This window comes from Streptomyces sp. NWU339 (assembly GCF_003143855.1).
In the GTDB taxonomy this organism is placed as follows: domain Bacteria; phylum Actinomycetota; class Actinomycetes; order Streptomycetales; family Streptomycetaceae; genus Streptomyces.
On sequence record NZ_QFRK01000004.1, the window covers coordinates 139,925 to 162,488 of the forward strand.

General features: G+C 73.2%; 19 protein-coding genes. 11 read left to right on the top strand and 8 right to left on the bottom strand.

Annotation, left to right across the window (positions count from 1 at the left end):
• Positions 1-325 precede the first annotated feature (325 nt).
• Positions 326-1,126, bottom strand: a complete 801-nt coding sequence (locus DIZ27_RS07100) for an adenosylcobinamide-GDP ribazoletransferase (protein ID WP_181383415.1) — start codon at positions 1,124-1,126, stop codon at positions 326-328.
• A gap of 60 nt (positions 1,127-1,186) precedes the next feature.
• On the opposite strand from DIZ27_RS07100, the gene DIZ27_RS07105 reads away from it, so the two are divergent.
• A complete protein-coding gene (locus tag DIZ27_RS07105) occupies positions 1,187-1,933 on the top strand; it encodes a hypothetical protein (RefSeq protein ID WP_109377449.1) in 747 nt (248 codons plus the stop codon).
• Positions 1,934-2,137: 204 nt separating this feature from the next.
• Here the strand turns inward: DIZ27_RS07105 and cobT are convergent, their stop codons facing one another.
• Entirely contained in the window at positions 2,138-3,205 is a 1,068-nt protein-coding gene (gene cobT, locus DIZ27_RS07110; RefSeq protein ID WP_109377450.1) for a nicotinate-nucleotide--dimethylbenzimidazole phosphoribosyltransferase, read from the bottom strand.
• Between the two features lie 225 nt (positions 3,206-3,430).
• On the opposite strand from cobT, the gene DIZ27_RS07115 reads away from it, so the two are divergent.
• Positions 3,431-4,549, top strand: coding sequence for a methyltransferase domain-containing protein (locus DIZ27_RS07115; RefSeq protein ID WP_109377451.1), 1,119 nt, complete (start codon positions 3,431-3,433; stop codon positions 4,547-4,549).
• 14 nt (positions 4,550-4,563) lie between these two features.
• Here the strand turns inward: DIZ27_RS07115 and DIZ27_RS07120 are convergent, their stop codons facing one another.
• Complete coding sequence (locus tag DIZ27_RS07120) at positions 4,564-5,763, bottom strand: bifunctional adenosylcobinamide kinase/adenosylcobinamide-phosphate guanylyltransferase (protein ID WP_109377452.1); 1,200 nt, start codon at positions 5,761-5,763, stop codon at positions 4,564-4,566.
• A gap of 162 nt (positions 5,764-5,925) precedes the next feature.
• Between DIZ27_RS07120 and DIZ27_RS07125 the strand changes: the two genes are divergently transcribed.
• Complete coding sequence (locus DIZ27_RS07125; RefSeq protein ID WP_109377633.1) at positions 5,926-6,150, top strand: hypothetical protein; 225 nt, start codon at positions 5,926-5,928, stop codon at positions 6,148-6,150.
• A gap of 51 nt (positions 6,151-6,201) precedes the next feature.
• On the opposite strand, the gene DIZ27_RS07130 is transcribed toward DIZ27_RS07125, so the two are convergent.
• On the bottom strand, positions 6,202-6,933 hold the full coding sequence (locus DIZ27_RS07130) for a bifunctional 2-polyprenyl-6-hydroxyphenol methylase/3-demethylubiquinol 3-O-methyltransferase UbiG (protein WP_181383433.1): 732 nt from the start codon (positions 6,931-6,933) through the stop codon (positions 6,202-6,204).
• Positions 6,934-7,079: 146 nt separating this feature from the next.
• Positions 7,080-7,715 (bottom strand): DUF3043 domain-containing protein, encoded by a 636-nt coding sequence (locus tag DIZ27_RS07135; RefSeq protein ID WP_181383434.1) that lies wholly within the window; start codon positions 7,713-7,715, stop codon positions 7,080-7,082.
• Positions 7,716-7,970: 255 nt separating this feature from the next.
• Here DIZ27_RS07135 and DIZ27_RS07140 point away from each other — a divergent pair, with 255 nt between their 5' ends.
• The 5 genes from DIZ27_RS07140 to DIZ27_RS07160 all read left to right on the top strand — a co-directional run bounded on the left by DIZ27_RS07140 (position 7,971) and on the right by DIZ27_RS07160 (position 14,475).
• Complete coding sequence (locus DIZ27_RS07140; RefSeq protein ID WP_109377455.1) at positions 7,971-8,768, top strand: PspA/IM30 family protein; 798 nt, start codon at positions 7,971-7,973, stop codon at positions 8,766-8,768.
• 59 nt (positions 8,769-8,827) lie between these two features.
• The gene (locus DIZ27_RS07145; protein WP_109377634.1) at positions 8,828-9,109 is read left to right on the top strand and encodes a hypothetical protein; all 282 of its coding nucleotides are present in this window, start codon (positions 8,828-8,830) and stop codon (positions 9,107-9,109) included.
• Positions 9,110-9,230: 121 nt separating this feature from the next.
• On the top strand, positions 9,231-10,469 hold the full coding sequence (locus DIZ27_RS07150; protein WP_109377456.1) for a sensor histidine kinase: 1,239 nt from the start codon (positions 9,231-9,233) through the stop codon (positions 10,467-10,469).
• 23 nt (positions 10,470-10,492) lie between these two features.
• On the top strand, positions 10,493-11,179 hold the full coding sequence (locus DIZ27_RS07155) for a response regulator transcription factor (protein ID WP_109377457.1): 687 nt from the start codon (positions 10,493-10,495) through the stop codon (positions 11,177-11,179).
• A gap of 179 nt (positions 11,180-11,358) precedes the next feature.
• The gene (locus tag DIZ27_RS07160) at positions 11,359-14,475 is read left to right on the top strand and encodes an efflux RND transporter permease subunit (protein WP_109377458.1); all 3,117 of its coding nucleotides are present in this window, start codon (positions 11,359-11,361) and stop codon (positions 14,473-14,475) included.
• A gap of 240 nt (positions 14,476-14,715) precedes the next feature.
• Here DIZ27_RS07160 and DIZ27_RS07165 read toward each other — a convergent pair whose 3' ends face one another.
• Complete coding sequence (locus DIZ27_RS07165) at positions 14,716-16,128, bottom strand: amino acid permease (RefSeq protein ID WP_109377459.1); 1,413 nt, start codon at positions 16,126-16,128, stop codon at positions 14,716-14,718.
• Between the two features lie 230 nt (positions 16,129-16,358).
• Between DIZ27_RS07165 and DIZ27_RS07170 the strand changes: the two genes are divergently transcribed.
• A complete protein-coding gene (locus tag DIZ27_RS07170; protein WP_109377460.1) occupies positions 16,359-16,958 on the top strand; it encodes a TetR/AcrR family transcriptional regulator in 600 nt (199 codons plus the stop codon).
• A complete protein-coding gene (locus tag DIZ27_RS07175) occupies positions 16,955-18,088 on the top strand; it encodes a DMT family transporter (RefSeq protein ID WP_258308277.1) in 1,134 nt (377 codons plus the stop codon). The genes DIZ27_RS07170 and DIZ27_RS07175 overlap by 4 nt, the downstream gene beginning before the upstream one ends.
• Positions 18,089-18,156: 68 nt before the next feature.
• Here DIZ27_RS07175 and nadA read toward each other — a convergent pair whose 3' ends face one another.
• Positions 18,157-19,341, bottom strand: coding sequence for a quinolinate synthase NadA (nadA, locus tag DIZ27_RS07180; protein ID WP_109377635.1), 1,185 nt, complete (start codon positions 19,339-19,341; stop codon positions 18,157-18,159).
• A 361-nt stretch (positions 19,342-19,702) separates the two neighbouring features.
• Here nadA and DIZ27_RS07185 point away from each other — a divergent pair, with 361 nt between their 5' ends.
• On the top strand, positions 19,703-20,059 hold the full coding sequence (locus DIZ27_RS07185; protein WP_109377461.1) for an iron-sulfur cluster assembly accessory protein: 357 nt from the start codon (positions 19,703-19,705) through the stop codon (positions 20,057-20,059).
• 116 nt (positions 20,060-20,175) lie between these two features.
• On the opposite strand, the gene DIZ27_RS07190 is transcribed toward DIZ27_RS07185, so the two are convergent.
• Positions 20,176-21,615, bottom strand: coding sequence for a hypothetical protein (locus tag DIZ27_RS07190; RefSeq protein WP_375231939.1), 1,440 nt, complete (start codon positions 21,613-21,615; stop codon positions 20,176-20,178).
• Between the last annotated feature and the right edge of the window lie 949 nt (positions 21,616-22,564).

The window sequence follows — 22,564 nt, forward strand, 5'->3', positions numbered from 1 at the left end:
CCGACCCTAACGACGACCTGGCGGTACGGTCTCGGCGGGACCTGCCCCGGTACGGCGCCCACTGCGGACGAGCCTACGCGCGTCTGCCCGTGCGCTCCCTCGCGCGGTCTTCACCGTTCGGTGACGTGACGGACACCTTCCGGGCCCCGGCGCCCTCAAAGGCCACCCGGTGGGACGCGCACGAGACGACCCGCTGGACGGCACGACGGCCTGCTCGCCGCGGTGCCGGCACTGGTTCCCCTGCTGCCCGCGGCCCGCACGGCCGCCCCGGCCGCGGGCCCGGGGTCCGGGGAGCCCGGGGGAAGAGGCGCGGACCGCCGTTCCCTCAGCCCAGTGCCGCGACGACGAGCGCGGTCGTCGCCGCGGTCTCCGCGAGCGAGCCGAACACGTCGCCGGTGACCCCGCCGAAGCGGCGGACGCAGTGCCGCAGGAGCAGCTCCGCGGCCGCGACGGACAGCAGTACTGCAAGGACGGCATGGACGGCACGGGCGACACCGTCCGCCCCGAGCAGGGCGCCCCCGGCGGCCGCCGCCCCGGCCACCGCGAGGGCGACGCCCACCGCACCCGCAGGCGGGACGGCCCCGGCGACGGCGGCCCCCAGCCCCCCGGGCCGGGCGGGCGGCACCCCGACGCGGGCGGCGAGGGTGAGGACGAGCCGGGCCGTGACCGCCGCGACCACGACGGCGAGCGCACCCCGGGTCCAGGAGTCGCCGTATGCCCGGGCCAGCGCGGCCACCTGCGCCAGCAGCACGAGGACGAGGGTGAGCACGCCGAACGGACCGATGTCCGACTGCTTCATGATCCGCAGCGCGTCCTCGGCCGGCTTTCCGCTGCCGAGCCCGTCCGCGACGTCGGCGAGCCCGTCGAGATGCAGCCCGCGCGTGAGCGCGGCGGGCACGGCGACGGTGGCGACGGCGGCGAGCGGCGCGCCCGCCCCGAGGAACAGCAGCAGCAGTCCGCAGGCGGCGGCCACGGCACCGACCGCCAGTCCGGCCAGCGGGGCGCACAGCATGCCGCCGCGTGCGGCCGGGCGGTCCCAGCGGGTCACCTCGACGGGGAACACGGTGAGGGTGCCGAAGGCGAAGCGGAGGCCGTCGGCCAGGGAGGTCGGGAAGGGCGCGGGCACCGGCGCAGATTACCCGGCGGTCAGCAGGGCGCCCCCGGCGGCCGTGGATAAAGTGCGCTCATGGGGCATTGGTTGCAGCGGAACATCATCGAACCGGGCAAACTGCCGCTGCTCCTCGCCCTCACCGCCTTCGTCCTCACCTTCGTGATCACCCGGGTCGTCACCCGGCTGATCCGGGCCGGCAAGGGCCCCTTCGGCAACGTCGAGGCGGGCGGTGTGCACATCCACCACGTCGTGCCCGGCGTGATCCTCACCGTCGTCGGCGGCTTCGGCGCGGTGGCGAGCGGCCGGTACGGCTTCGGTGCGGCGATCGGCGCGGTCGTCTTCGGTATCGGCGCCGGCCTGGTCCTGGACGAGTTCGCGCTGATCCTGCACCTCCAGGACGTCTACTGGACCGAGGCCGGCCGCCAGAGCGTCGAGGTGGTCGTCATCACCGCCTCCCTGGTCGGACTGCTGCTGGCCGGGTTCTCGCCGTTCGGCGTCAACGACGTCTCCCCGGACGAACTCCAGGACCGAGCGGGCGTCGCCCTGAACGTGGCGGTCAACTTCCTCTTCTCCCTGATCGCTCTGAGCAAGGGCAAGGCCAGGACCGCCGTCTTCGGCGTGATCGTGCCCCTCGTCGCCCTGGTCGGCTCGCTGCGCCTGGCCCGCCCCGGCTCCCCGTGGGCCAGACGCTTCTACCGGCACAGGCACCGCGCCCGAGCCAAGGCCCTCCTGCGGGCCTACCGCCACGACCGCCGCTGGTCCGGCCCCCGCCGGGCCTTCGACGACTGGCTCGGCGGTAAACCGGACCCACCCCGCCCCTGAAAGGGGCGCGGGGAACCGCGCGAGCAACCACCCACCGACCCGCACATCGGGGTCACAGGGGCAGCGCCCCCCGAGGACGATGGGGGTCCCCCCTGCTCATGGGGGTCCCCCCTGTTCGAGCGGAGCCGAGAACTCGGGGGAGAAGCCGAGAGCTTGGGGGAGGGAAGGGGCGGCGGGGGCGAGGAAAAGGGCGGACGCCCTGGGTCACTCCGGCTTCCCCGGCTTATCCGGCTTCTCCGGGAGCTCCGCCGCCAGCGCCGCCGCCGCCTGCACCAGGGGGAGGGCCAGCAGGCCCCCCGTGCCCTCGCCCACGGTGACACCGTGGGCGAGGAGCGGCTCCAGCGCCATCCGGTCCAGTGCCTTCGCCTGCCCCGGTTCCCCGCTGTCGTGCGCGGCCAGCCACCAGTCCGGCGCCCGGAACGCGATCCGCTGCCCCACCAGCGCGCACGCCGCCGTCACGACGCCGTCGAGCACGACCGGCATCTTCCGCACGGCGGCCTGCAGCAGGAAGCCCGTCATCGCGGTGAGATCGGCCCCGCCCACCGTCGCCAGCAGCTGCAACTGGTCGCCGAGCACGGGCCGGGCCCGCCGCAGCGCGTCGCGGATCGCCGCGCACTTGCGCATCCAGGCCAGGTCGTCGATGGCCAGCCCGCCGCGCCCGGTGACCACGGACGCGTCCGTCCCGCACAGCGCGCCCACCAGCACACCCGCCGCGGTGGTGCCGCCCACGCTCACATCGCCGAGCACCACCAGATCCGTACCGGAGTCGGCCTCCTCGTCGGCCACCGCGACCCCGGCCCGGAACGCCGCCTCGGCCTCCTCGAGGGTCAGCGCGTCCTCGATGTCGATGCGCCCGCCGCCGCGCCGCACCCTGTGCCGTACGACGTCCTCGGGCAGGGTCTCCGGATCGCAGTCCAGGGCCATGTCGACCACCCGCACCGGCACCCCGAGCCGCCGGGCCAGCACGGAGACCGGACGGCCGCCCTCCAGCACCTCGCGCACCAGCTCCCCGGCGCTGCCCGCGGCCCGCGCCGAGACGCCCAGTTCGGCGACCCTGTGGTCACCGGCGAAGAGGACGACCCGCGGCCGTTCGACCGGCCGCACCGGCACCGCGGACTGCGCGGCGGCCAGCCACTCGCCCAGTTCGTCGAGGCGGCCCAGCGACCCGGGCGGCACGACCCGGCGCTCGCGGTGCGCCTCCGCGTCACGGCGCACCCCGCCGTCCGGACGCTCGATCAGATCGGTGAAGTCGTCGAGATTAAGCGAGCTCATTCGCCGAACAGTACCGGCCCGGCTCGGACACCACGGAGTCCCAGGTCCCGTAGCGGATTCCCCGCCCGCCGGGTGACGCCACCCCGACGTCGTTACGCCTCGGACGGCCATCCGATCCGTAACGTTTTGCAGTGGAATGTCATCCGCACGTGCCGACGTTCCGCTCGCCCGCCCCTGCGTCCCTCCGCCCGCTCGCCTGCCCGCCCGACCCACCGGGAGCCGCCCATGTCCGTGCCCGACGCACCCATCGCCTCCCCGTCGGCCGCCGTGCCCGGCGCCGGCGCCGTTGTCGTACCTGCCCAGCAGGCCTCCGCGCGGGTGCACGAGCCGCGCCGCGCCGACTGCCCCTGGTGCGGCTCGGCACGGCTGCGCAACCGGCTGCGCACCGGCGACCTGCGGCGGCACCGGCCGGGCCGGTTCACCGTCGACGCGTGCCGGGACTGCGGACACACCTTCCAGAACCCCCGCCTCACCGCCGAGGGCCTCGCCTTCCACCGGCGGGTGCTGCGCGGTGCCCCCCGGGACGCCGTCACCGACGCCGTCCTCGCGCTGCGCGACGCCCCGCGCCGCCGCCGTGCCACGGCCCGCACGATGCTGCGCTTCGGCGAACCGGAGAGCTGGCTGGACGTCGGCACCGGCCACGCCCGCTTCCCGGACACCGCAAGGGAGTTGTTCCCGTACACCGCGTTCGACGGCACCGACCTCACCCAGCGCGTCGAACGCGCCCGCGCCCTCGGCCGGGTCGAGGAGGCCCACATCGGCCCGCTGACGTCCCCACGGCTGCGGGCCCGGGTGGCGGGCCGCTACGACGTGGTCAGCATGCTGCACCACCTCGAACACACCACCGATCCGAGGGCGGAACTCCACGCCGCCCTCGACGCCCTGCGCCCCGGCGGCCATCTGCTCATCGAGGCCCTGGACCCCCGCAGCGCGTTCGCCGCCCTGTTCGGCCGGTGGTGGCTCTCCTACGACCAGCCCCGCCGACTGCACCTGCTCCCGCCGCGCAACCTCCGCGCCGAACTGGAGCGGCTCGGCTGCGAGATCGTCACCACCAGGTCCGGAGCCCCGTTCGGATCCGGCTCCGGACACCGCGCGGTGCACGTTCCGCACGACCTGGCCGGTGCCACCGCGCTGGCCCTCTCCCACGCCCTGCCCGCCCCGGACGCCCCCTGGCGCGCCATCCCGCCGACCCCGTTCCAGCGGCATGCGCGCACCGCCCTGCTGCGCGTGGGCGCCCCGGTGGTGGCCGCCGCGGCGCTCACGGACCTCGCGCTGGCCCCGCTGCTGCGGCACACCCCGTTCGCCAACGCGTACCGGATCATCGCGAGAAAGCCGACGGGCTGACCCGGCCCGCCCGCTCACCCCTTCAGCACCAGCGCCTGCCCCGCCACCACCAGCAGCACCTGCTCGCACTCCTGCGCGAACGCCGCGTTCAGCCGCCCGAGTTCGTCCCGGTAACGGCGGCCGGACGCGGTGGCGGGCACGATGCCCGAGCCCACCTCGTTGGACACCGCGACCACGGTCCGCCGGGTCGCGCGCACCGCGTCCGTCAGTTCACGCACCCGTTCCCTGAGCGACCGTTCCCCGCCGTCGGCCCACTGGGCGTCGTCCCACGCCCCGACGGAGTCCATCGCGTCCGTCAGCCACAGCGACAGGCAGTCCACCAGCAGCGGCGGCCCGTCGTCCTCCAGCAGCGGCACCAGATCGCAGGTCTCGACGGTCCGCCACGACCCGGGCCGCCGCTCCTGATGGGCCGACACCCGGGCCGCCCACTCGGTGTCCCCGTTGCGGGACCCGCCGGTCGCCACGTACAGCACCTCCGGGAGCGTCTCCAGCCGGCGCTCGGCCTCCACCGACTTGCCCGACCGGGCCCCTCCCAGCACCAGCGTCCGCCGCGGCAGGTCGGGGACGTCCTCGTAGGCGCCCACCTCCAGCGTGGTCCCGTCCGGCACGGCGCGCGCCCCGGCCGCCGCGAGCCGACGGCGCGTCTCCGCGCCGGGCGGCACGTCGTGGTCCAGGTGCACGGCGACGACGTCCGTCGTCGGCCCGACCGCGCCCACCGCCCGCAACCGCGCCAGCGCGTCCGGGCGCCCCACGACGTCCAGCAGCACCATGGCGTACGGTTCGGCCGGCTCCTCGAGACCGGCCGGCGCCGCGCCCGGCGGCAGATACAGCAGCCGCTGCCCGTCCGGGCCGGTCACCGCGTACCCGGTGCCCGGCGAGTCCAGCGCCACCGCCCGCACCCTGTGGCCGGTCAGCAGCGCCAGCTCCCGCCCGTCCGGCACCCGGCCGGGCTGCGGCAGGCCGGCCGGCACCTCGACCGCGGGCCCGTCGTGCGGATGGGAGAGCAGCACCTGGCGCACGCCGCCGAGCGAGTGTCCCGCGCGGGCCGCCGCGAACGCCACGCCCGGCATGAGGTCGAGCAGCAGCGAGCCGTCCACCAGCAGCGAGGTCGCCGCGCGCGCGTGCGGGCCGGCTGCGGACGCGCAGGCGGCGCAGGGACAGTCGGGGCGGGGCAGCCCCGCCGGGGCACCGGTACCGAGCAGAGTGAGTTCCACGGACCCGATTTTCACCCGTCCCCACGGCTCCTGCGCGCCCGACCGGGCAGCCACCCCACATGATCCACCGCACAGACGCCATGTCCTGGCCTAGGCTCTTGCAGGAGCCGGACCAAGATCCGGCTCCTGTTGTGCAGTGTGCTGACACCCACGGAGGCGTACATGGCGGCATGGACGTGGCGGTTCGAGAAGGCCGACGGGACGCAGGTCGAGCCCGCGGTGCAGCCGGAGGAGTTCACCACGCAGGGGGACGCCGAGTCCTGGATCGGGGAGAACTGGAAGGCCCTGCTGGAGGGCGGCGCCGACCAGGTGCGGCTGCTGGAGGACACCACGGAGATCTACGGGCCGATGAGCCTCCACGCGGACCAGGCGAGCACCGAGGCCTGAGGCCTGGACTCACGGGCGAGGGCCTCGGCCCTCGCCCACTCCGCGCCGGCGTCAGCCCCGTACGCCGCACAGGTGCAGCAGCGACGCCACCCCGCGGTAGGGGTCCGTCCGCCCGGCCCGCTCCTCGACCTCCAGGAGGGTCGCCAGGTCGTCCGGGACGCCGGCGGGGGCGTGCGTGCCGTCGGCCGCCGCGTCCGTGAAGACCCGCACGCCGTACCAGGTGTGCAGCGGCGCCCCGAGCCCGGCGAGTGTCGCCGTCAGTTTCTCCAGCCGGTCGGCCCGTGTCTCGAGCCCCGACTCCTCGTCCATGTGGCAGGTCGCGTCGAACGTCGCGTCGAACGCGGTCAGCGCGCCGGCCCAGTCGCCGCGCAGGCCGGACCGCATCGCGGGCGCGTCACCGTTGCGCACCAGCAGCGACAGCAGTCCACCGGGGGCGAGCATCCGGGCCAGCCCCGCCACCAGCGGGTCCGGCTCCGCCACGTACATGAGCACGCCGTGGCAGAGCACCACGTCGAAGCTGCCCGGCAGGAAGTGCACACCGGTGTCCCGGCCGTCGCCCTCGACGATCCGCATCCGCTCCCGGATGCCCTCCGGTTCCCTGGCGAGCGCCGCACGTGCGGCGGCGAGCATCTCCGCGTCCCGCTCGAGGCCGGTCACCGAGTGACCGGCCCGCGCCAGCCGCAGCGCCTGTGAGCCCCGGCCCATGCCGACGTCGAGCACGCGCAGCCGCCGCCCGACCGGGAACCGCCCCACTATCTGCTCCTCCAGCTGGCGGGCGACCAGCTCCAGCCGTACGACCTCCCGCAGGCCACCGGGCCCGCCCGGTCCGCCGGTCCCGACCGGCGAGGCCTGCGCGGGTACCGCGGGCCGTGCCGGACCGGCCGCCGGGCTCGCCGAGGGCGCCTCGCCCTCGGCGAACGGCAGGGTGCTCAGGGCTGCTCTCCGCGCTTGACCTGGGGCTTGGGCAGCCGCAGCCGGCGCATCTGGAGCGAACGCATCAGGGCGTAGGCGACGGCGCCGCGCCGGTTGTCATCGGGGAAGCGCTCGACCAGCCGCTTCCTCAGCCGGAAGCCGGTCACGATGGAGTCGAGCACGATCGTCACGATCACGAGCAGCCACAGCAGCAGCGCGATGTTCTGCAGCTGGGGGACCCGGACCATGCTCAGCACCAGGATGACCACGGCCATCGGCAGGAAGTACTCCGCGATGTGGAACCGCGAGTCGACGAAGTCGCGCGCGAAACGGCGCACCGGCCCCTTGTCACGGGCGGGCAGGTAACGCTCGTCGCCGCTGGCCAGCGCCTGGCGCTGACGCTCCATCGCGGCGCGGCGCTCGTCACGCTGCCGCTTGGCGGCCTCCTTGCGCGTCATCGACGTGTTGGCCACGCTGCGGCGCTGGGACTGGGCCACGCTGCGCTTGGGCGTGGGGCGGCCCTTGGGGGCCTCCGGGTGGCGGGTCTGCTTGGAGTCGGTCACCGCCGCCTTGTCGGCGAGGGCCTTCTCTTCCTTGGCACGGCTACGGAACACAAAACCCAAGGGTACGGGGTCCGTGGGGTTGGACCCCAGTCCCGGGGGGAACGATCCGGCAACACCAGTCGTCTGTAGAAGGACAGAGGGGGCGTTGCGCACGTCTTGGGGTGTGTTGTCCCGTCCGCCCCGGGGGTCACCTACTCCCTGGGCCGGAGCGGGCGGCCACTCAGTCGTCCTTGGGGATGAGCGCATCGGTCCCCGAACAGTGCGGTAATGGATGCAGGGCCCGTACTGTGGGTTCTGTCGCAGAGCTGTGAGCCGGAGTCCGTCAGAAGGGGGCGCGCGAAGCCCATGAGCGGTGTCATGAAGCGTATGGGGATGATCTTCCGCGCGAAGGCGAACAAGGCCCTTGACCGGGCCGAGGATCCGCGCGAGACCCTCGATTACTCGTACCAGAAGCAGCTGGAGCTGCTCCAGAAGGTCCGGCGCGGTGTCGCCGACGTGGCGACCAGCCGCAAGCGCCTGGAGCTCCAGCTCAACCAGCTCCAGTCCCAGTCGGGCAAGCTGGAGGACCAGGGGCGCAAGGCGCTCGCGCTGGGCCGGGAGGACCTGGCCCGCGAGGCGCTCTCCCGTCGCGCCGCCCTCCAGCAGCAGGTGACCGATCTGGAGACGCAGCACGCCACGCTCCAGGGCGAGGAGGAGAAGCTCACCCTCGCTGCGCAGCGGCTCCAGGCCAAGGTCGACGCCTTCCGCACGAAGAAGGAGACCATCAAGGCCACGTACACGGCGGCGCAGGCGCAGACCCGGATCGGCGAGGCCTTCTCCGGCATCTCCGAGGAGATGGGCGACGTCGGGCTGGCGATCCAGCGCGCCGAGGACAAGACCGCCCAGCTCCAGGCGCGGGCCGGTGCCATCGACGAGCTGCTCGCCTCCGGCGCCCTGGACGACCAGTCCGGCATGCACAAGGACGACATCCAGGCCGAGCTGGACCGGCTCTCGGGCGGTACGGACGTGGAACTGGAGCTGCAGCGCATGAAGGCCGAGCTGGCGGGAGGCCCCTCCGCCGCGCAGCAGGCCATCGAAGGCGGCAGCGAGCAGTCCCAGGCCCAGCAGCAGCCGCAGGACACCCCGCGGTTCGACAAGCAGTGACCGCCGCACGGGAAGCCGTGCCGACGACCGAGGTCCTCGCCGGGACCCAGGAGGCCGACATGATCGTACGGATCATGGGGGAGGGGCAGGTGGCTCTGGCCGAGAGCCACCTCGCCGAGTTGAACAAACTGGACGAGGAACTCCTCACCGAGATGGAGACCGGTGACGGCCCCGGTTTCCGCCGCACCCTCACCGCCCTGCTGTCCAGGGTCCACGAGCTCGGCGAACCGCTGCCGGACGACGCGCTGGAACCCTCCGACCTCATCCTGCCCTCCCCGGACGCCACCATCGAGGAGGTCCGGGAGCTGCTCAGCGACGACGGACTGATCCCGGGCCCGTGAAACCCGGGCCCGTGAAACCCGGGCCTGCCGGGTCCCCCACGGGCGGTCCACGACCGGCCCGCGCACCGGGCGCCGCACCGGATGTCACGGCGGCGCCGGGGACGCCGTACGGTGAACGGTCGTGAGCACCATCCAGCGCGCCCGGTGCCGGCTGCGCGCACATCCCTTCGCCCTGGACGCCGCCCTGGCCGCGGGCGTCCTGGTGTGCATGGTGGCAGGATCCTTCGTGGACCCGCACGGCCCGCACGGCGTCACCTGGGAGCTGCGCACCCCCGATCCGCTCAGTCTGGCCCTCATGGCCCTCGGCGCCGCCGCGCTGGTCCTCCGACGCCGGGCCCCCCGCGCGGTCCTCGCCCTCACCGGCGCCGCCTCCGTGGTCGAGTCCGTCACCGGCGACCCCCGAGCCCCCGTCGCGATGTGCGTGGTCGTCGCGCTCTACACCGTCGCCTCCGCCACCGACCGCCCCACCACCTGGCGGGTCGGCCTGCTCACCATGACCGTCCTCACCGGCACCGCCATGATCGCCGGCCCGTTGCCGTGGTACGCCCAGGAGAACCTGGGGCTCCTCGCCTGGACCGGGATCGGCGCCACCGCCGGGGACGCCGTCCGCAGCCGCCGCGCCTTCGTCCAGGCCATCCGGGAACGCGCCGAGCGGGCCGAACGCACCCGTGAGGAGGAGGCCCGCCGCCGCGTCGCCGAGGAACGCCTGCGCATCGCCCGCGACCTGCACGACGTGGTCGCTCACCACATCGCCCTGGTCAACGTCCAGGCCGGGGTCGCCGCCCACGTCATGGACAAGCGACCCGACCAGGCCAAGGAGGCCCTCGCCCACGTACGGGAGGCCAGCCGCTCGGCGCTGGGCGAACTGCGCGCCACCGTCGGCCTGCTGCGTCAGTCCGACGACCCCGAGGCACCGACCGAGCCCACCTCCGGCCTGGACCGCCTCGACGAACTCGCCGGTACCTTCCGCAGCGCCGGCCTGCGGGTCCTGGTCGCCCGCGAGGACCAGGGCCCCGCGCTGCCCGCCGCCGTCGACCTGGCCGCCTACCGGGTCATCCAGGAGGCCCTCACCAACGTCCAGAAACACGCCGGCAGCGAAGCGAACGCGGAGGTCAGCGTCGTCAGGGTGGGCCCCCACATCGAGATCACCGTCCTCGACGACGGCACCGGCGCCGACGGCCACGGTGACGGCGGGCAGGGCACCGGCCACGGCGGCGGGCACGGCCTGCTCGGCATGCGGGAACGCGTCACCGCCCTGCGCGGCACCCTCACCACCGGCCCCCGCTTCGGCGGCGGGTTCCGCGTCCATGCGATCCTGCCCGTCGAGCCCCACACGTCCACAGCCCAGGACGGCCCGTGACCAGCACCCCCCGGGGAACCCGTATGACGATCCGCGTCCTGCTCGCCGACGACCAGGCGCTGCTGCGCAGCGCGTTCCGCGTGCTCGTCGACTCCGAGCCGGACATGGAGGTGGTGGGCGAGGCGTCCGACGGCGCCGAGGCGGTCCGCCTCGCCCGTGAACAGCGCGCCGACGTCGTCCTTATGGACATCCGGATGCCCGGCACCGACGGCCTCGCGGCCACCCGCCTGATCAGCGCCGACCCCGAACTCGACGGGGTCCGCGTGGTCATACTGACGACCTTCGAGGTCGACGACTACGTGGTGCGGTCGCTGCGGGCCGGCGCCTCCGGCTTCCTCGGCAAGGGCTCCGAACCCGGAGAGCTGCTGAACGCCATCCGGATCGCCGCCGAGGGGGAGGCACTGCTGTCCCCGGCCGCCACCAAAGGCCTGATCGCCCGCTTCCTCGCCCAGGAGGGCACCGCCGACGACGCCGACCGCGACCCGGCCCGCGCGCAGCGGCTCGACTCGCTGACCGTGCGGGAACGCGAAGTGCTGGTCCTGGTCGCCGGCGGCCACTCGAACGACGAGATCGCCGAACGCCTGGAGGTCAGCCCGCTGACCGTGAAGACCCACGTCAACCGGGCCATGGCCAAGCTCGGCGCCCGCGACCGGGCCCAGCTGGTGGTGACCGCCTACGAGTCGGGGCTGGTCCGTCCGAGGGTGGAGTGAACGCCGCCACGCGTACTGCGGCGGGAGTAGCCGCCGTCCGAGGAACAGGACCTCGGGCCTACGGATCGGCCCTCGCCGATGCCCCAGTGTGGAGAACGGACGCCCCTCCGCGCCCGCCCCTGCCCCCTCCAGGTACGTCCCGTACCCCTGACCGCTCACAGAAGAGAGACCCGTAACCCATGTCCTGGCTGGCCAGATTCAGCCTCGCACAACGGGCGCTGATCGGACTGATGTCGATCATCGCGCTCGTGTTCGGGGCGATCGCGATCCCTCAGCTCAAGCAGCAACTGCTGCCCACCATCGAACTGCCCATGGTCTCCGTGGTGGCCCCGTACCAGGGCGCGTCCCCCGACGTGGTGGAGAAGCAGGTCGTCGAGCCCATCGAGGCCAACCTGGAGGCCGTCGACGGCATCTCCGGCGTCACCTCGAAGGCCAGCGAGGGCAACGCCGTGATCATGGCGTCCTTCGACTTCGGCAACGACACCGAGCAGCTCGTCGCCGACGTCCAGCAGGCCGTCAACCGGGCCCGCGCGATGCTGCCCGACACCGTGGACCCGCAGGTCGTCGCCGGTTCCACCGACGACATGCCGACCGTGGTCCTCGCCGTCACCTCCGACAAGGACCAGCAGGCCCTCGCCGACCAACTCGACCGGACCGTGGTGCCCGCGCTGAAGGACATCGACGGTGTCGGCCAGGTCGTGGTGGACGGCGTACGGGACCTCCAGGTCACCGTCACCCCCGACGACGCGAAGCTGGCCAAGGCAGGTCTCACGTCCCAGGCACTGCTCCAGGCCCTGAAGGCGGGCGGCGCGACCGTCCCGGCCGGCTCCTTCGACGAGGACGGCGCCAACCGCACCGTCCAGGTGGGCGGCGGCTACACCTCGATCCAGCAGATCGAGGACCTGATGGTCACCGGCGAGTCCGGTAAGGGCAAGCCGGTCCGCCTCGGTTCGGTGGCCGACGTCGAACAGCGGGAGGCCACGGCCGACTCCCTCACCCGCACCAACGGCAGCCCCAGCCTCGCCGTGGTGGTCACCATGGACCACGACGGCAGCGCGGTCACCATCTCGAACGCCGTCGAGGACCTGCTGCCCGGCCTGCGCGAGGACCTCGGCTCGGGCGCCGAGCTCACCGTCGTCAGCGACCAGGGCCCGGCGGTGTCCCAGGCCATCGAGGGCCTGACCACCGAGGGCGCGCTCGGCCTCGTCTTCGCGGTCCTGGTGATCCTGGTCTTCCTCACGTCGATCCGCTCGACGCTGGTCACGGCGGTCTCCATCCCGCTCTCCGTGGTCCTCGCCCTGATCGTGCTGTGGACGCGCGACCTGTCGCTGAACATGCTGACCCTGGGCGCGCTGACCATCGCGATCGGCCGGGTCGTGGACGACTCCATCGTCGTCCTGGAGAACATCAAGCGGCACCTCGGCTACGGCGAGGAGCGCCACGAGGCGATCATGAAGGCGGTGCGCGAGGTGGCCGGCGCGGTCACCTCCGCGACGCTCACCACCGTCGCCGTCTTCCTGCCGATCGGCCTGGTCGGCGGCATGGTCGGTGAGCTGTTCGGCTCCTTCAGCCTCACCGTCACCGCCGCGCTGCTGGCGTCCCTGCTGGTGTCGCTGACGGTCGTCCCCGTCCTGTCGTACTGGTTCCTGCGGCCCCCGAAGGGCACCCCCGAGGACGCCGAGGAGGCCCGCCGGCTGGCCGAGGAGAAGGAGGCGAAGAGCCGCCTCCAGCGCGGCTACCTCTCCGTGCTGCGCTTCGCCACCCGGCGCAGGCTGGCCAGCCTGGCCATCGCGGTCGTCGTCCTGATCGCCACGCTCGGCATGACGCCGCTGCTCAAGACCAACTTCTTCGACCAGGGCGAGCAGAAGGTCCTCACCCTCCGTCAGGAGCTGGAGCCGGGCACCAGCCTCGCGGCCACCGACGCCCAGGCCGAGAAGGTCGAGAAGCTGCTCGGCGAGACCGAGGGCGTCAAGGAGTACCAGGTCACGATCGGCTCGTCCGGCTTCATGGCGGCCTTCGGCGGCGGTACGGACACCAACCGGGCGACGTACCAGGTGATGCTGGAGGACTCCGCCTCCCACGAGGACGTCCGGGACAGCCTCGAGAAGGGCCTCGCCGGCCTCGACGGCATCGGCACCACCACCGTCGCGGCCGGCGACGGCTTCGGCAACCAGGACCTGAGCGTCGTCGTCAAGGCGGCCGACCCGCAGGTGCTGCGCAAGGCGGCCGACCAGGTGCAGAAGGCCGTGGCCTCCCTGGACGACGTCACCGACGTCACCAGCGACCTGGCGCAGAGCGTGCCGCGCATCTCGGTCAAGGCCGACTCCCGTGCCGCCGCGGCCGGTTTCGACGACCAGACGCTCGGCGCGGTCGTCGCCCAGGCGGTACGGGGCACCCCGGCCGCCAAGGTGGTGCTGGACGACACCGAGCGGGACGTCGTCATCCGCTCGGACCGGCCGGCCACGACCCTGGCCGAGCTGAAGAAGCTGCCGCTCGGCCCGGTGAAGCTGGGTGACGTCGCCACCGTCGAGCTGGTGGACGGCCCGGTGTCCATGACCCGGATCGACGGCCAGCGCTCGGCCACCGTCACCGCCCGGCCGATCGGCGACAACACCGGCGCGGTCAGCGCGGAACTCCAGACCGAGATCAACGCGCTGACGCTCCCGGCGGGCGCGACGGCCGAGATCGGCGGTGTGACCGCCGACCAGGACGAGGCCTTCACCAACCTGCTCCTGGCGATGCTGGCCGCGATCGCGATCGTCTTCATGCTGCTGGTCGGCACCTTCCGGTCGCTCGCCCAGCCGCTGATCCTGCTGGTGTCCATCCCGTTCGCGGCGACCGGCGCGCTCGGCCTGCTGCTCGTCACCGGCACCCCGATGGGCGTCCCGGCGATGATCGGCATGCTGATGCTGATCGGCATCGTGGTGACCAACGCGATCGTGCTGATCGACCTGATCAACCAGTACCGCGACCGCGGTTACGGCGTCGTCGAGGCCGTGCTGGAGGGCGGTCGTCACCGGCTGCGCCCGATCCTGATGACGGCCCTGGCGACGATCTTCGCCCTGCTCCCGATGGCGCTCGGCGTCACCGGCGAGGGCGGCTTCATCGCCCAGCCGCTCGCGGTGGTGGTCATCGGCGGCCTGATCACGTCGACCCTGCTCACCCTGCTCCTGGTCCCGACCCTCTACACGATGCTGGAACTCCGCAAGGAGCGCCGCGCGAAGAAGCGGGCGGCGAAGAAGGGTGTGCCCGCGCAGCCGGAGGCTTCGAAGGAGCCGGAGCCGGCCCAGGCCTGACGTCCGTCAGTACGACGAAGGGGCGCCCCGTGAACTCACGGAGCGCCCCTTCCGCATGCGCGCTCGCGCCTTGAGCGAGTCGGCGAAGACGTCCCGGGCGGCGGCCGGGACGACCACGACGGGGCCGTCGGGGGTCTTGCCGTCGTGGACGGGGTCGCTGATGCACTCCGGATCGCGGCGAGCCGCGGTGCCCGCTTGCCGGAGCCGGGCACGGGGCGGCCCGTCCCGCCGGCGCCCGGCCTAGCGCTTGGCCAGCTCCGAGCGCTTGTACGAGTACCCGAAGTAGATCCCGCACCCGATCAGGAACCACACGACGAACCGCACCCAGGTCTGCCACTGCAGGAACGTGATCAGCCAGAGGGAGAAGACCACACCCAGCGCCGGCACGAACGGCATCCACGGTGTACGGAAGCCGCGTGGCAGGTCCGGCTGCCGGTAGCGCAGCACGATCACCGCCGTGCACACCACCACGAACGCCAGCAGGATGCCGATGTTGGTCAGTTCGGCCGCCTCCGCGATCGGCAGGAAGCCGGCGATGGCGGCCGACGCCACCCCGACGATCCACGTCACGCGCGTCGGCACGTGCCGCGTGGGATGCGTCTTCGCGAACCACTTGGGCAGCAGCCCGTCCCGGGACATGGAGAACCACACCCGGGTCACACCCAGCATGAACGTGAACATCACGGTGAGGATGCCGATGATCGCGCCCACCGCGATCACGTCCGCCAGCCGGTTCAGCCCCACCGACTGGAAGGCGGTCGAGAAGCCGCTCTCCTTGTCGATGTCCTTGTAGTTCTGCATACCGGTCAGCACCAGACAGGCTGCCACGTACAGCACCATCGCGATCGCCAGCGAGTAGATGATCGCCTTCGGCATGTGCCGCCGCGCGTCCCTGGACTCCTCGGCCGCCGTCGACATCGCGTCGTAGCCGAAGACCGCGAAGAACACGGTCGCCGCACCCGTGAACGCCCCGCTGATCCCGTAGGGGAAGAACGGGTGGTAGTTGGCGGTGTTGATGTGGAAGACACCGACCAGGATCACCACCAGCACGACCGCCACCTTCAGCGCCACCACGATCGTCTCGAAGCGGGCCGCGCTGCGGATGCCGAGGGTCAGCAGCCAGGCGATGAGCAGGCACAGGATCGCCGCGAACAGATCCACCTTGTGCCCGGCACCGGTGCCGGGCGCGCCCAGCATCCAGGCGGGCAGGTGCGCGCCCATGTCCTCGACCAGGAAGCTGAAGTAGCCGGAGATGCCGATCGCGACCACCGCCACGATCGCCGTGTACTCGAGCAGCAGGTCCCAGCCGATGAACCAGCCGGCGAACTCGCCGAGCACCGCGTAACCGTAGGTGTAGGCCGAACCCGCCTTCGGGATCAGGCCCGCGAACTCGGCGTACGACAGGGCCGCCGCCGCGCTGGCCACGCCCGCGATGAGGAAGGAGACCAGCACCGCGGGGCCCGCCGTGCCGTTGGCCACCGTGCCGGCGAGGGTGAAGATGCCCGCGCCGATGATGCCGCCCACACCGATCGCGGTCAGTTGCCACAGCCCCAGCGACCGCTCCAGCCGCGGCCCCTCGCCGGCTTCCGTCTCCTCGATGTGTTCGATGGGTTTACGGCGCAGAATGCCCTCGCCCGACCGGAGTCCGGCCATGTGCCTCACCTCTTCGCCCCCGGCAACGGCTTGACGGCGGACGATGCCGACGCAGCGCTGCCGGTCCGGACCCTGCCCACGGCACCACCTTCACCGGCCATCGTGCCGCCTCCACCGGGCGACCGCGACCGAGCCGATGATCAGGTGGCGGGCCTGCTCGGCTTCCGTGATGCACGCCCCTGACCCAATCCAGGTAGGTAGGTAGACCTACCTACCTGGATTGGACTGTGATGAGCGACGTGGGCACAGCAGGGAGCGGACGGCGGCGCCCCGCCCGGGAACGGCTCCTGGAGGCGGCGGCCCGCCGCTTCTACGCCGACGGTGTGGTCGCGACCGGTATCGACACGATCACCGCCGAGACCGGCGTGGCGAAGATGAGCCTCTACAACAACTTCGCCTCCAAGGCCGACCTCGTAAGGGCCTACCTGGACGCCCGGCACGAGGAGTGGTTCGGCCTCTACCGGGCCCGCTTGGAGCAGGCCGAGGGGCCGTGCGAGGGGGTGCTGGCCGTCTTCGACGCGTATGCCGATCACGCGGCCTTCGCCTATGAGCACGGCTTCCGCGGCTGCGGCCTGCTCAACGCCGCGGCCGAGCTCCCGGCCGGGGACCAGGGCCGGGCTGTCGTCCGCGCGCACAAGGAGGAGGTCGAACGCCTGATCGCCGGCCACCTGGAGCAGCTGCTGCCCGACCGCCCCGACGAGGCCCGTGCGATGGCCGAGCACCTGTCCTTCCTCCTGGAGGGGGCGATGGCGCGAGCCGGCCTGGAGGGGGACGGCGAGCGGGTCCGGCACGCCCGTTCGATGGCCGCTGCCCTGCTGGACCGGCTGTGAGCCGCGATGACCGCGGCCGGTCCGCGGGCATCGGGGCCCTGTGCGTGCTCGCCGCCTCCGTGCTGTGGGGGACGACGGGCACGGCCGCCACCTTCGCCCCCGGCGTGGGCCCGCTCGCGATCGGCGCCGTCGCGATGGGCCTCGGTGGACTGCTCCAGGCCCTTCTCGCCGCCCCGCAGATCACCCGGCAGGCATCCCGGCTGCGCGACCGGCGCGGCACGGTCCTGCTCGGCGCCGTTTCGGTGGCGGTCTATCCCCTGGCGTTCTACAGCTCCATGCGCCTGGCCGGAGTCGCCGTCGGCACCGTCGTGTCCCTCGGCACCGCACCACTGGCCTCGGCCGTGATCGAGCGTGTCGTGGACGGCCGCCGGCTCACCCGCCGCTGGATGCTCGCGGCCACCCTCGGCCTGCTCGGCACCGTCCTGCTCTGTGTCGCCGAAGCCGCCCGCGCCGCCGACGGCACGGGGCAGGCGTCCGCGGTGACCACCCTGCTCGGCATCGCCCTCGGCCTCGTCGCCGCCGCGACCTACGCCCTCTACTCCTGGGCCGCGCACCGGCTCATCACCCGCGAGATCTCCTCCCGGGCGGCGATGGGCGCCGTCTTCGGGATCGGCGGACTGCTCCTCCTGCCCGTCCTGCTGGCCACCGGCGCCCCGCTCGTCGCCTCCTGGACCAACGCCGCCGTCGGCACCTACATGGCGATCGTCCCCATGTTCGCCGGGTACGTCCTCTTCGGCCGGGGGCTCGCCCACGTGCCCGCCAGCACCGCCACCATCCTGTCGTTGCTCGAACCGGCCGTCGCGGCCGTCCTCGCCGTCCTCGTCGTCGGCGAACGCCTCCCCGCCGCCGGCTGGACGGGCATCGCCCTCGTCATCGCCTGCCTCGCCGTCCTCACCGCCCCCTCCCGCCGCCGCTCACGCGGACAGTCGCGAAACACCGCGGGCCACGACGGCGTGGGAGGCCCGGAAGGGACGCAGGTCCCGGTCGGGGCCGCTGTGCTTGACGTGGCCGATGTGGCCGATGCAGCCCTCGCGAGAACGCCGTGGCGTCGCCGCCGGACCGGCGGCGACGCCGAACGCCTCGCAGGGCGCCGGTGGGACCAGGGCGAAAGTCCCGGCACGGCGCGGTGAAGCAGGAAGCCCCGGGAAGGATCGGCAGACCCGGGCCGGTGCTCCCGGACTTCAGGCCGGGGAGCACATCAAGGCAGCGCCAGCATCCGCTCCAGGGCCAGCTTGGCGTACTCCTCGGTCTCCTTGTCGACCTCGATGCGGTTGACCAGGGTGCCCTCGGCGAGGGACTCCAGGGCCCAGACCAGGTGGGGGAGGTCGATGCGGTTCATGGTGGAGCAGAAGCAGACCGTCTTGTCGAGGAAGACGACCTCCTTGCCCTCGGGAGCGAAACGGTTCGCCAGCCGGCGCACCAGGTTCAGCTCCGTGCCGATGGCCCACTTGGAACCGGCCGGGGCCGCCTCCAGCGCCTTGATGATGTACTCGGTCGACCCGACGTGGTCGGCCGCGGCCACGACCTCGTGCCGGCACTCGGGGTGGACCAGGACGTTCACGCCCGGGATGCGCTCGCGCACGTCGTTGACCGAGTCCAGGCTGAAGCGGCCGTGCACCGAGCAGTGGCCCCGCCACAGGATCATCTTCGCGGCCCGCAGCTCGTCCGCCGTCAGCCCGCCGTTCGGCTTGTGCGGGTTGTAGACGACGCAGTCCTCCAGGGACATCCCCATGTCCCGCACCGCCGTGTTGCGGCCGAGGTGCTGGTCGGGGAGGAAGAGGACCTGCTCGCCCTGCTCGAAGGCCCAGTCGAGGGCGCGCTTCGCGTTGGAGGAGGTGCAGATGGTGCCGCCGTGCCTGCCGGTGAAGGCCTTGATGTCGGCGGAGGAGTTCATGTACGAGACGGGCACGACCCGGTCGGCTATGCCGGCCTCGGTCAGCACGTCCCAGCACTCCGCGACCTGCTCGGCGGTGGCCATGTCCGCCATGGAGCAGCCGGCCGCGAGGTCCGGCAGGACGACCTTCTGGTCGTCGCCGGTGAGGATGTCGGCGGACTCGGCCATGAAGTGCACACCGCAGAACACGATGTACTCGGCCTGCGGGCGCGCGGCGGCCTCCCGCGCCAGCTTGAACGAGTCGCCCGTGACGTCGGCGAACTGGATGACCTCGTCGCGCTGGTAGTGGTGGCCGAGCACGAAGACCTTGTCGCCGAGCTTCTCCTTGGCGGCGCGGGCGCGTTCCACCAGGTCGGGGTCGGACGGCGAGGGCAGGTCGCCGGGACACTCCACACCGCGCTCGCTCCTCGGGTCGGCCTCCCGGCCGAGAAGCAACAGGGCGAGGGGCGTCGGCTGTACGTCGAGCTCCTGGGTCTGGGCGGTGGTCACGACACGCACCCTTTCTGTTCTGCGGCTCGCCGAGCCGTGAGGAACGGCCCGGCGGGACAAGCGGGACACCGGTTCGACGACTTCTCGTCGAATTGACGCTATTTATCATATCCGGTTCACGTCACTTTGACGACGGCCATAGCGTCCATGTGACGTGAATCCCGGCGCCCCGCTGTTCATTCCCGAAGCCCCGCCGGAACGATTCCGAAGGGGCGTCGCATGGACCGTTTTCCGCCCGACGGGGCGTGTGCGAGCATGAAGACGGAGCCGAGAGAACAAGCTCCCGGCCCGGAATGAATCCGCGCCCCCGCCGGTTGCAACCGTCGGCAAGCAGTCTCCGTACAACCCGGGAGAGATGTAGATGTCCGTATCGGACGAGACCACCACCGCCACCGACGGCATCATCGTGACCGACGCCGCCGCGGCGAAGGTCAAGGCGCTGCTCGACCAGGAAGGCCGTGACGACCTCGCGCTGCGCGTCGCCGTCCAGCCCGGTGGCTGCTCCGGCCTGCGCTACCAGCTCTTCTTCGACGAGCGTTCCCTCGACGGCGATGTGGAGAAGGACTTCGACGGGGTGAAGGTCGTCACCGACCGGATGAGCGCCCCGTACCTGGGCGGCGCCACCATCGACTTCGTCGACACCATCGAGAAGCAGGGCTTCACCATCGACAACCCGAACGCCACCGGCTCCTGCGCCTGCGGCGACTCCTTCAGCTGAGCCGGGCCCTTCCCGTCCGGGACCCCTCCCGGACGGAACGGCACGGCGCATGACGAAGGCGGCGACCCCCTCCGACGGGACCGCCGCCTTCGTGCTGTCCGGAGGTCCTCAGTGCTTCATCGCGTCCTGCCGGAGGAGGGCGCCGTGGGCAGTCGCGCGCCGTCCTTGTGCAGCGGCACCGGCTCGCCGTCGGCGTCCACCACCTCACGGGTGCCCAGCGGTGCGTCGAGCCGCACCGTCTGCTGGTACTGCCTGGCGATCAGGATGCACACCTTGTCCGGCCGGGACGTCTCGGTCACGGTGACGGCGACCCGGCCCCCGCGCTCGCTCGCCGTCGCCTCGTAGTCGGCGCACACCCCGCCCGTGAAGGTCACCGTCAACTCGCTGCCCTCGGCGGTGTAGCCCTCGACCCCGACCTCGCGCGTGGACGGCGCCGAGGTCGGCTCGTCGCCGTCGCCCGGCTCGGCGGGCCGCCCCGGGCCGGACTCCCCGGGCCGCTCCCCGGAGGTGAGGTACTCCGGATCGACCGCCGGGTAGGTCACCGTGCCGCCGTCCTGCGAGGCCGTCGGCCGCGTCTCGAACAGCCAGGACGGTACGAGCGTCTGCCGCCCGTCCACCGAGTGCGCGGCCAGCCCGAACACCGCCTCGTCGACGGTGACCGTGCCCTCGGCCGGCAGGGGCGTCGCCGTGACACACGGCTCCGACTGCTCCTGCTGCTCACCCTCCAGCGGTACGGGAGTGGCGCAGCCGCCGATCTCCGCACGGTCGCCGGCGCCCGGTGCCGTGTTCATCAGCTCCAGCGCCTTCTCGGCGCTCACCACGGGGTACGTGTCGCCCTTCACCGGCGTCGACAGCCGGCCGCTGCCGCCGACGACCTCGCCTCCCGCGCCGACGACCACGCCGGTCGTCCAGCCGTGCGTCGGCAGCCCGCCGACCTCGGGTTCCGCGTTCACCACCCGCTTGACGCCCATGACCTGGCTCGCGTCGAGCTTCGCGTCGTCCTGGCCCAGCGCCTTCAGCACGGGCGCGGCGGCCTTCCGCGCGGCCTCCTCGGTCGCCGCCGGATCCCCGCCGATCGGCGGCGTCCGGCACGTCCCGCCCGTGCAGTCGTCGGTGCCCTGCGCGTACCGGCTGAACGTCCAGGTGCCGGGGGCGTCCCGGTCCACCCGCAGCGTGGGCCCGCTGCCGTCCTTGCCGCCGATCCGCCAGGAGTCGCCCTCCGCCACCGGCTTGCCGTCGACGTCGAGCGCCTTCGCCAGCCTGACCACCTGCGCCTCGGTGATCTGCCCTCGGGCGTGGTAGACCGGCGCCGAGTCGGGGCCGCCGGGGAGAGCGCCGTCGGCGCGGTAGGCGGCGCCGTACGGGTTGGGCTCACCGGGCGCGATGCCGTGCGGTCCGCCCCCGGCGTAGGCGTCGAGGGCGAGCGGCGGGGGAGTGGCGTCCCCGTTCGCCCCCGGAGTCGCACCGCCGCCCGACCCGCCGGCGGCACTGGCGGCGAGGTAGGCTCCGCCGCCCCCGACCAGCAGCACGGCCGCGGCCACCGACGCGACCAGCACCGGCGACCGCCGCCACCCGGCCCCACCGCGACCGTCCTCACCACCGTCTCCGCCACGACCGGCGCCCCCGGGCTCCGGGCGGACGGCCGCCCGCGGGGCGCCGACTTCCGGGACGGCGGGCTCGGATGCTCCCGCGTCACCCTCCGGCACCTCGGCCCCGCCGCCCACGGCCTCCGGCTGCCCGTCCCGGTCCGGACGGGTCCCACCGGGTTCGCTCCCGGGTGCCTCGGGCTCGCCCTTGGGGGTCTTCGCGTCCTCGGGCTCCGGCGTCGACGGCTCGGCGGCGCCGGCCCGCGTGGCGTCGGCCTTCGCGTCGCCGGCCTCCGGAGCCCCGGCCTCCGGTTCTTCGCCCTGCTCCTGGTCGGCCGTCGGGGGCTCGCTCTTCGGAGCCCGGTCCTTGCCGCTGCCCGCCTCCGCGGCTGCGGTTTCCGGTGCGGGGCTGTCCGTGCCGTCCGCCGAGGGGGCCTCGGGCTCGCCTTCCGGGAGCTTCGTGTCCTCGGGCTCCGGGGGCTGCGGCTCGGCGGTGCCGGCCTTCGCGTCGCCGGAGTCCGGGCCTTCGGACTCCGGCTGTCCGGCCTGGGGCCGAGGGGTCTGCGCGAGGCCGTTCTCCGGGCCCTCGCCGCCGTCGGCCTGCGGGGCGGCGGCTTCCCCTGCCGGGACGGTACCCGGGGCGTCCGCCGACGGCTCCGGCGCCTTCCCGGCATCGGTCTCGACGGAGGCCTCGGGCGTGGCGGAGCCGGACGCGGGGGTGCCCGGGGCCTGCTGCTCCGGGGCGCCCTTCGTCGCGCCGTCGGCCGAAGCGCCCCCGGTGTCGCGCGCGCTGCCGGAGGCCCTCGCCCCGGCGTCGTCGTTGTCGGGCCGCTCGGTGTTCACCGCATCGCTCCTTCGGCTGCACAGCTGTCCCTGAAGACCCTTCCCGGTCGCACCGGGACTGCTGGTGGGTCGTATC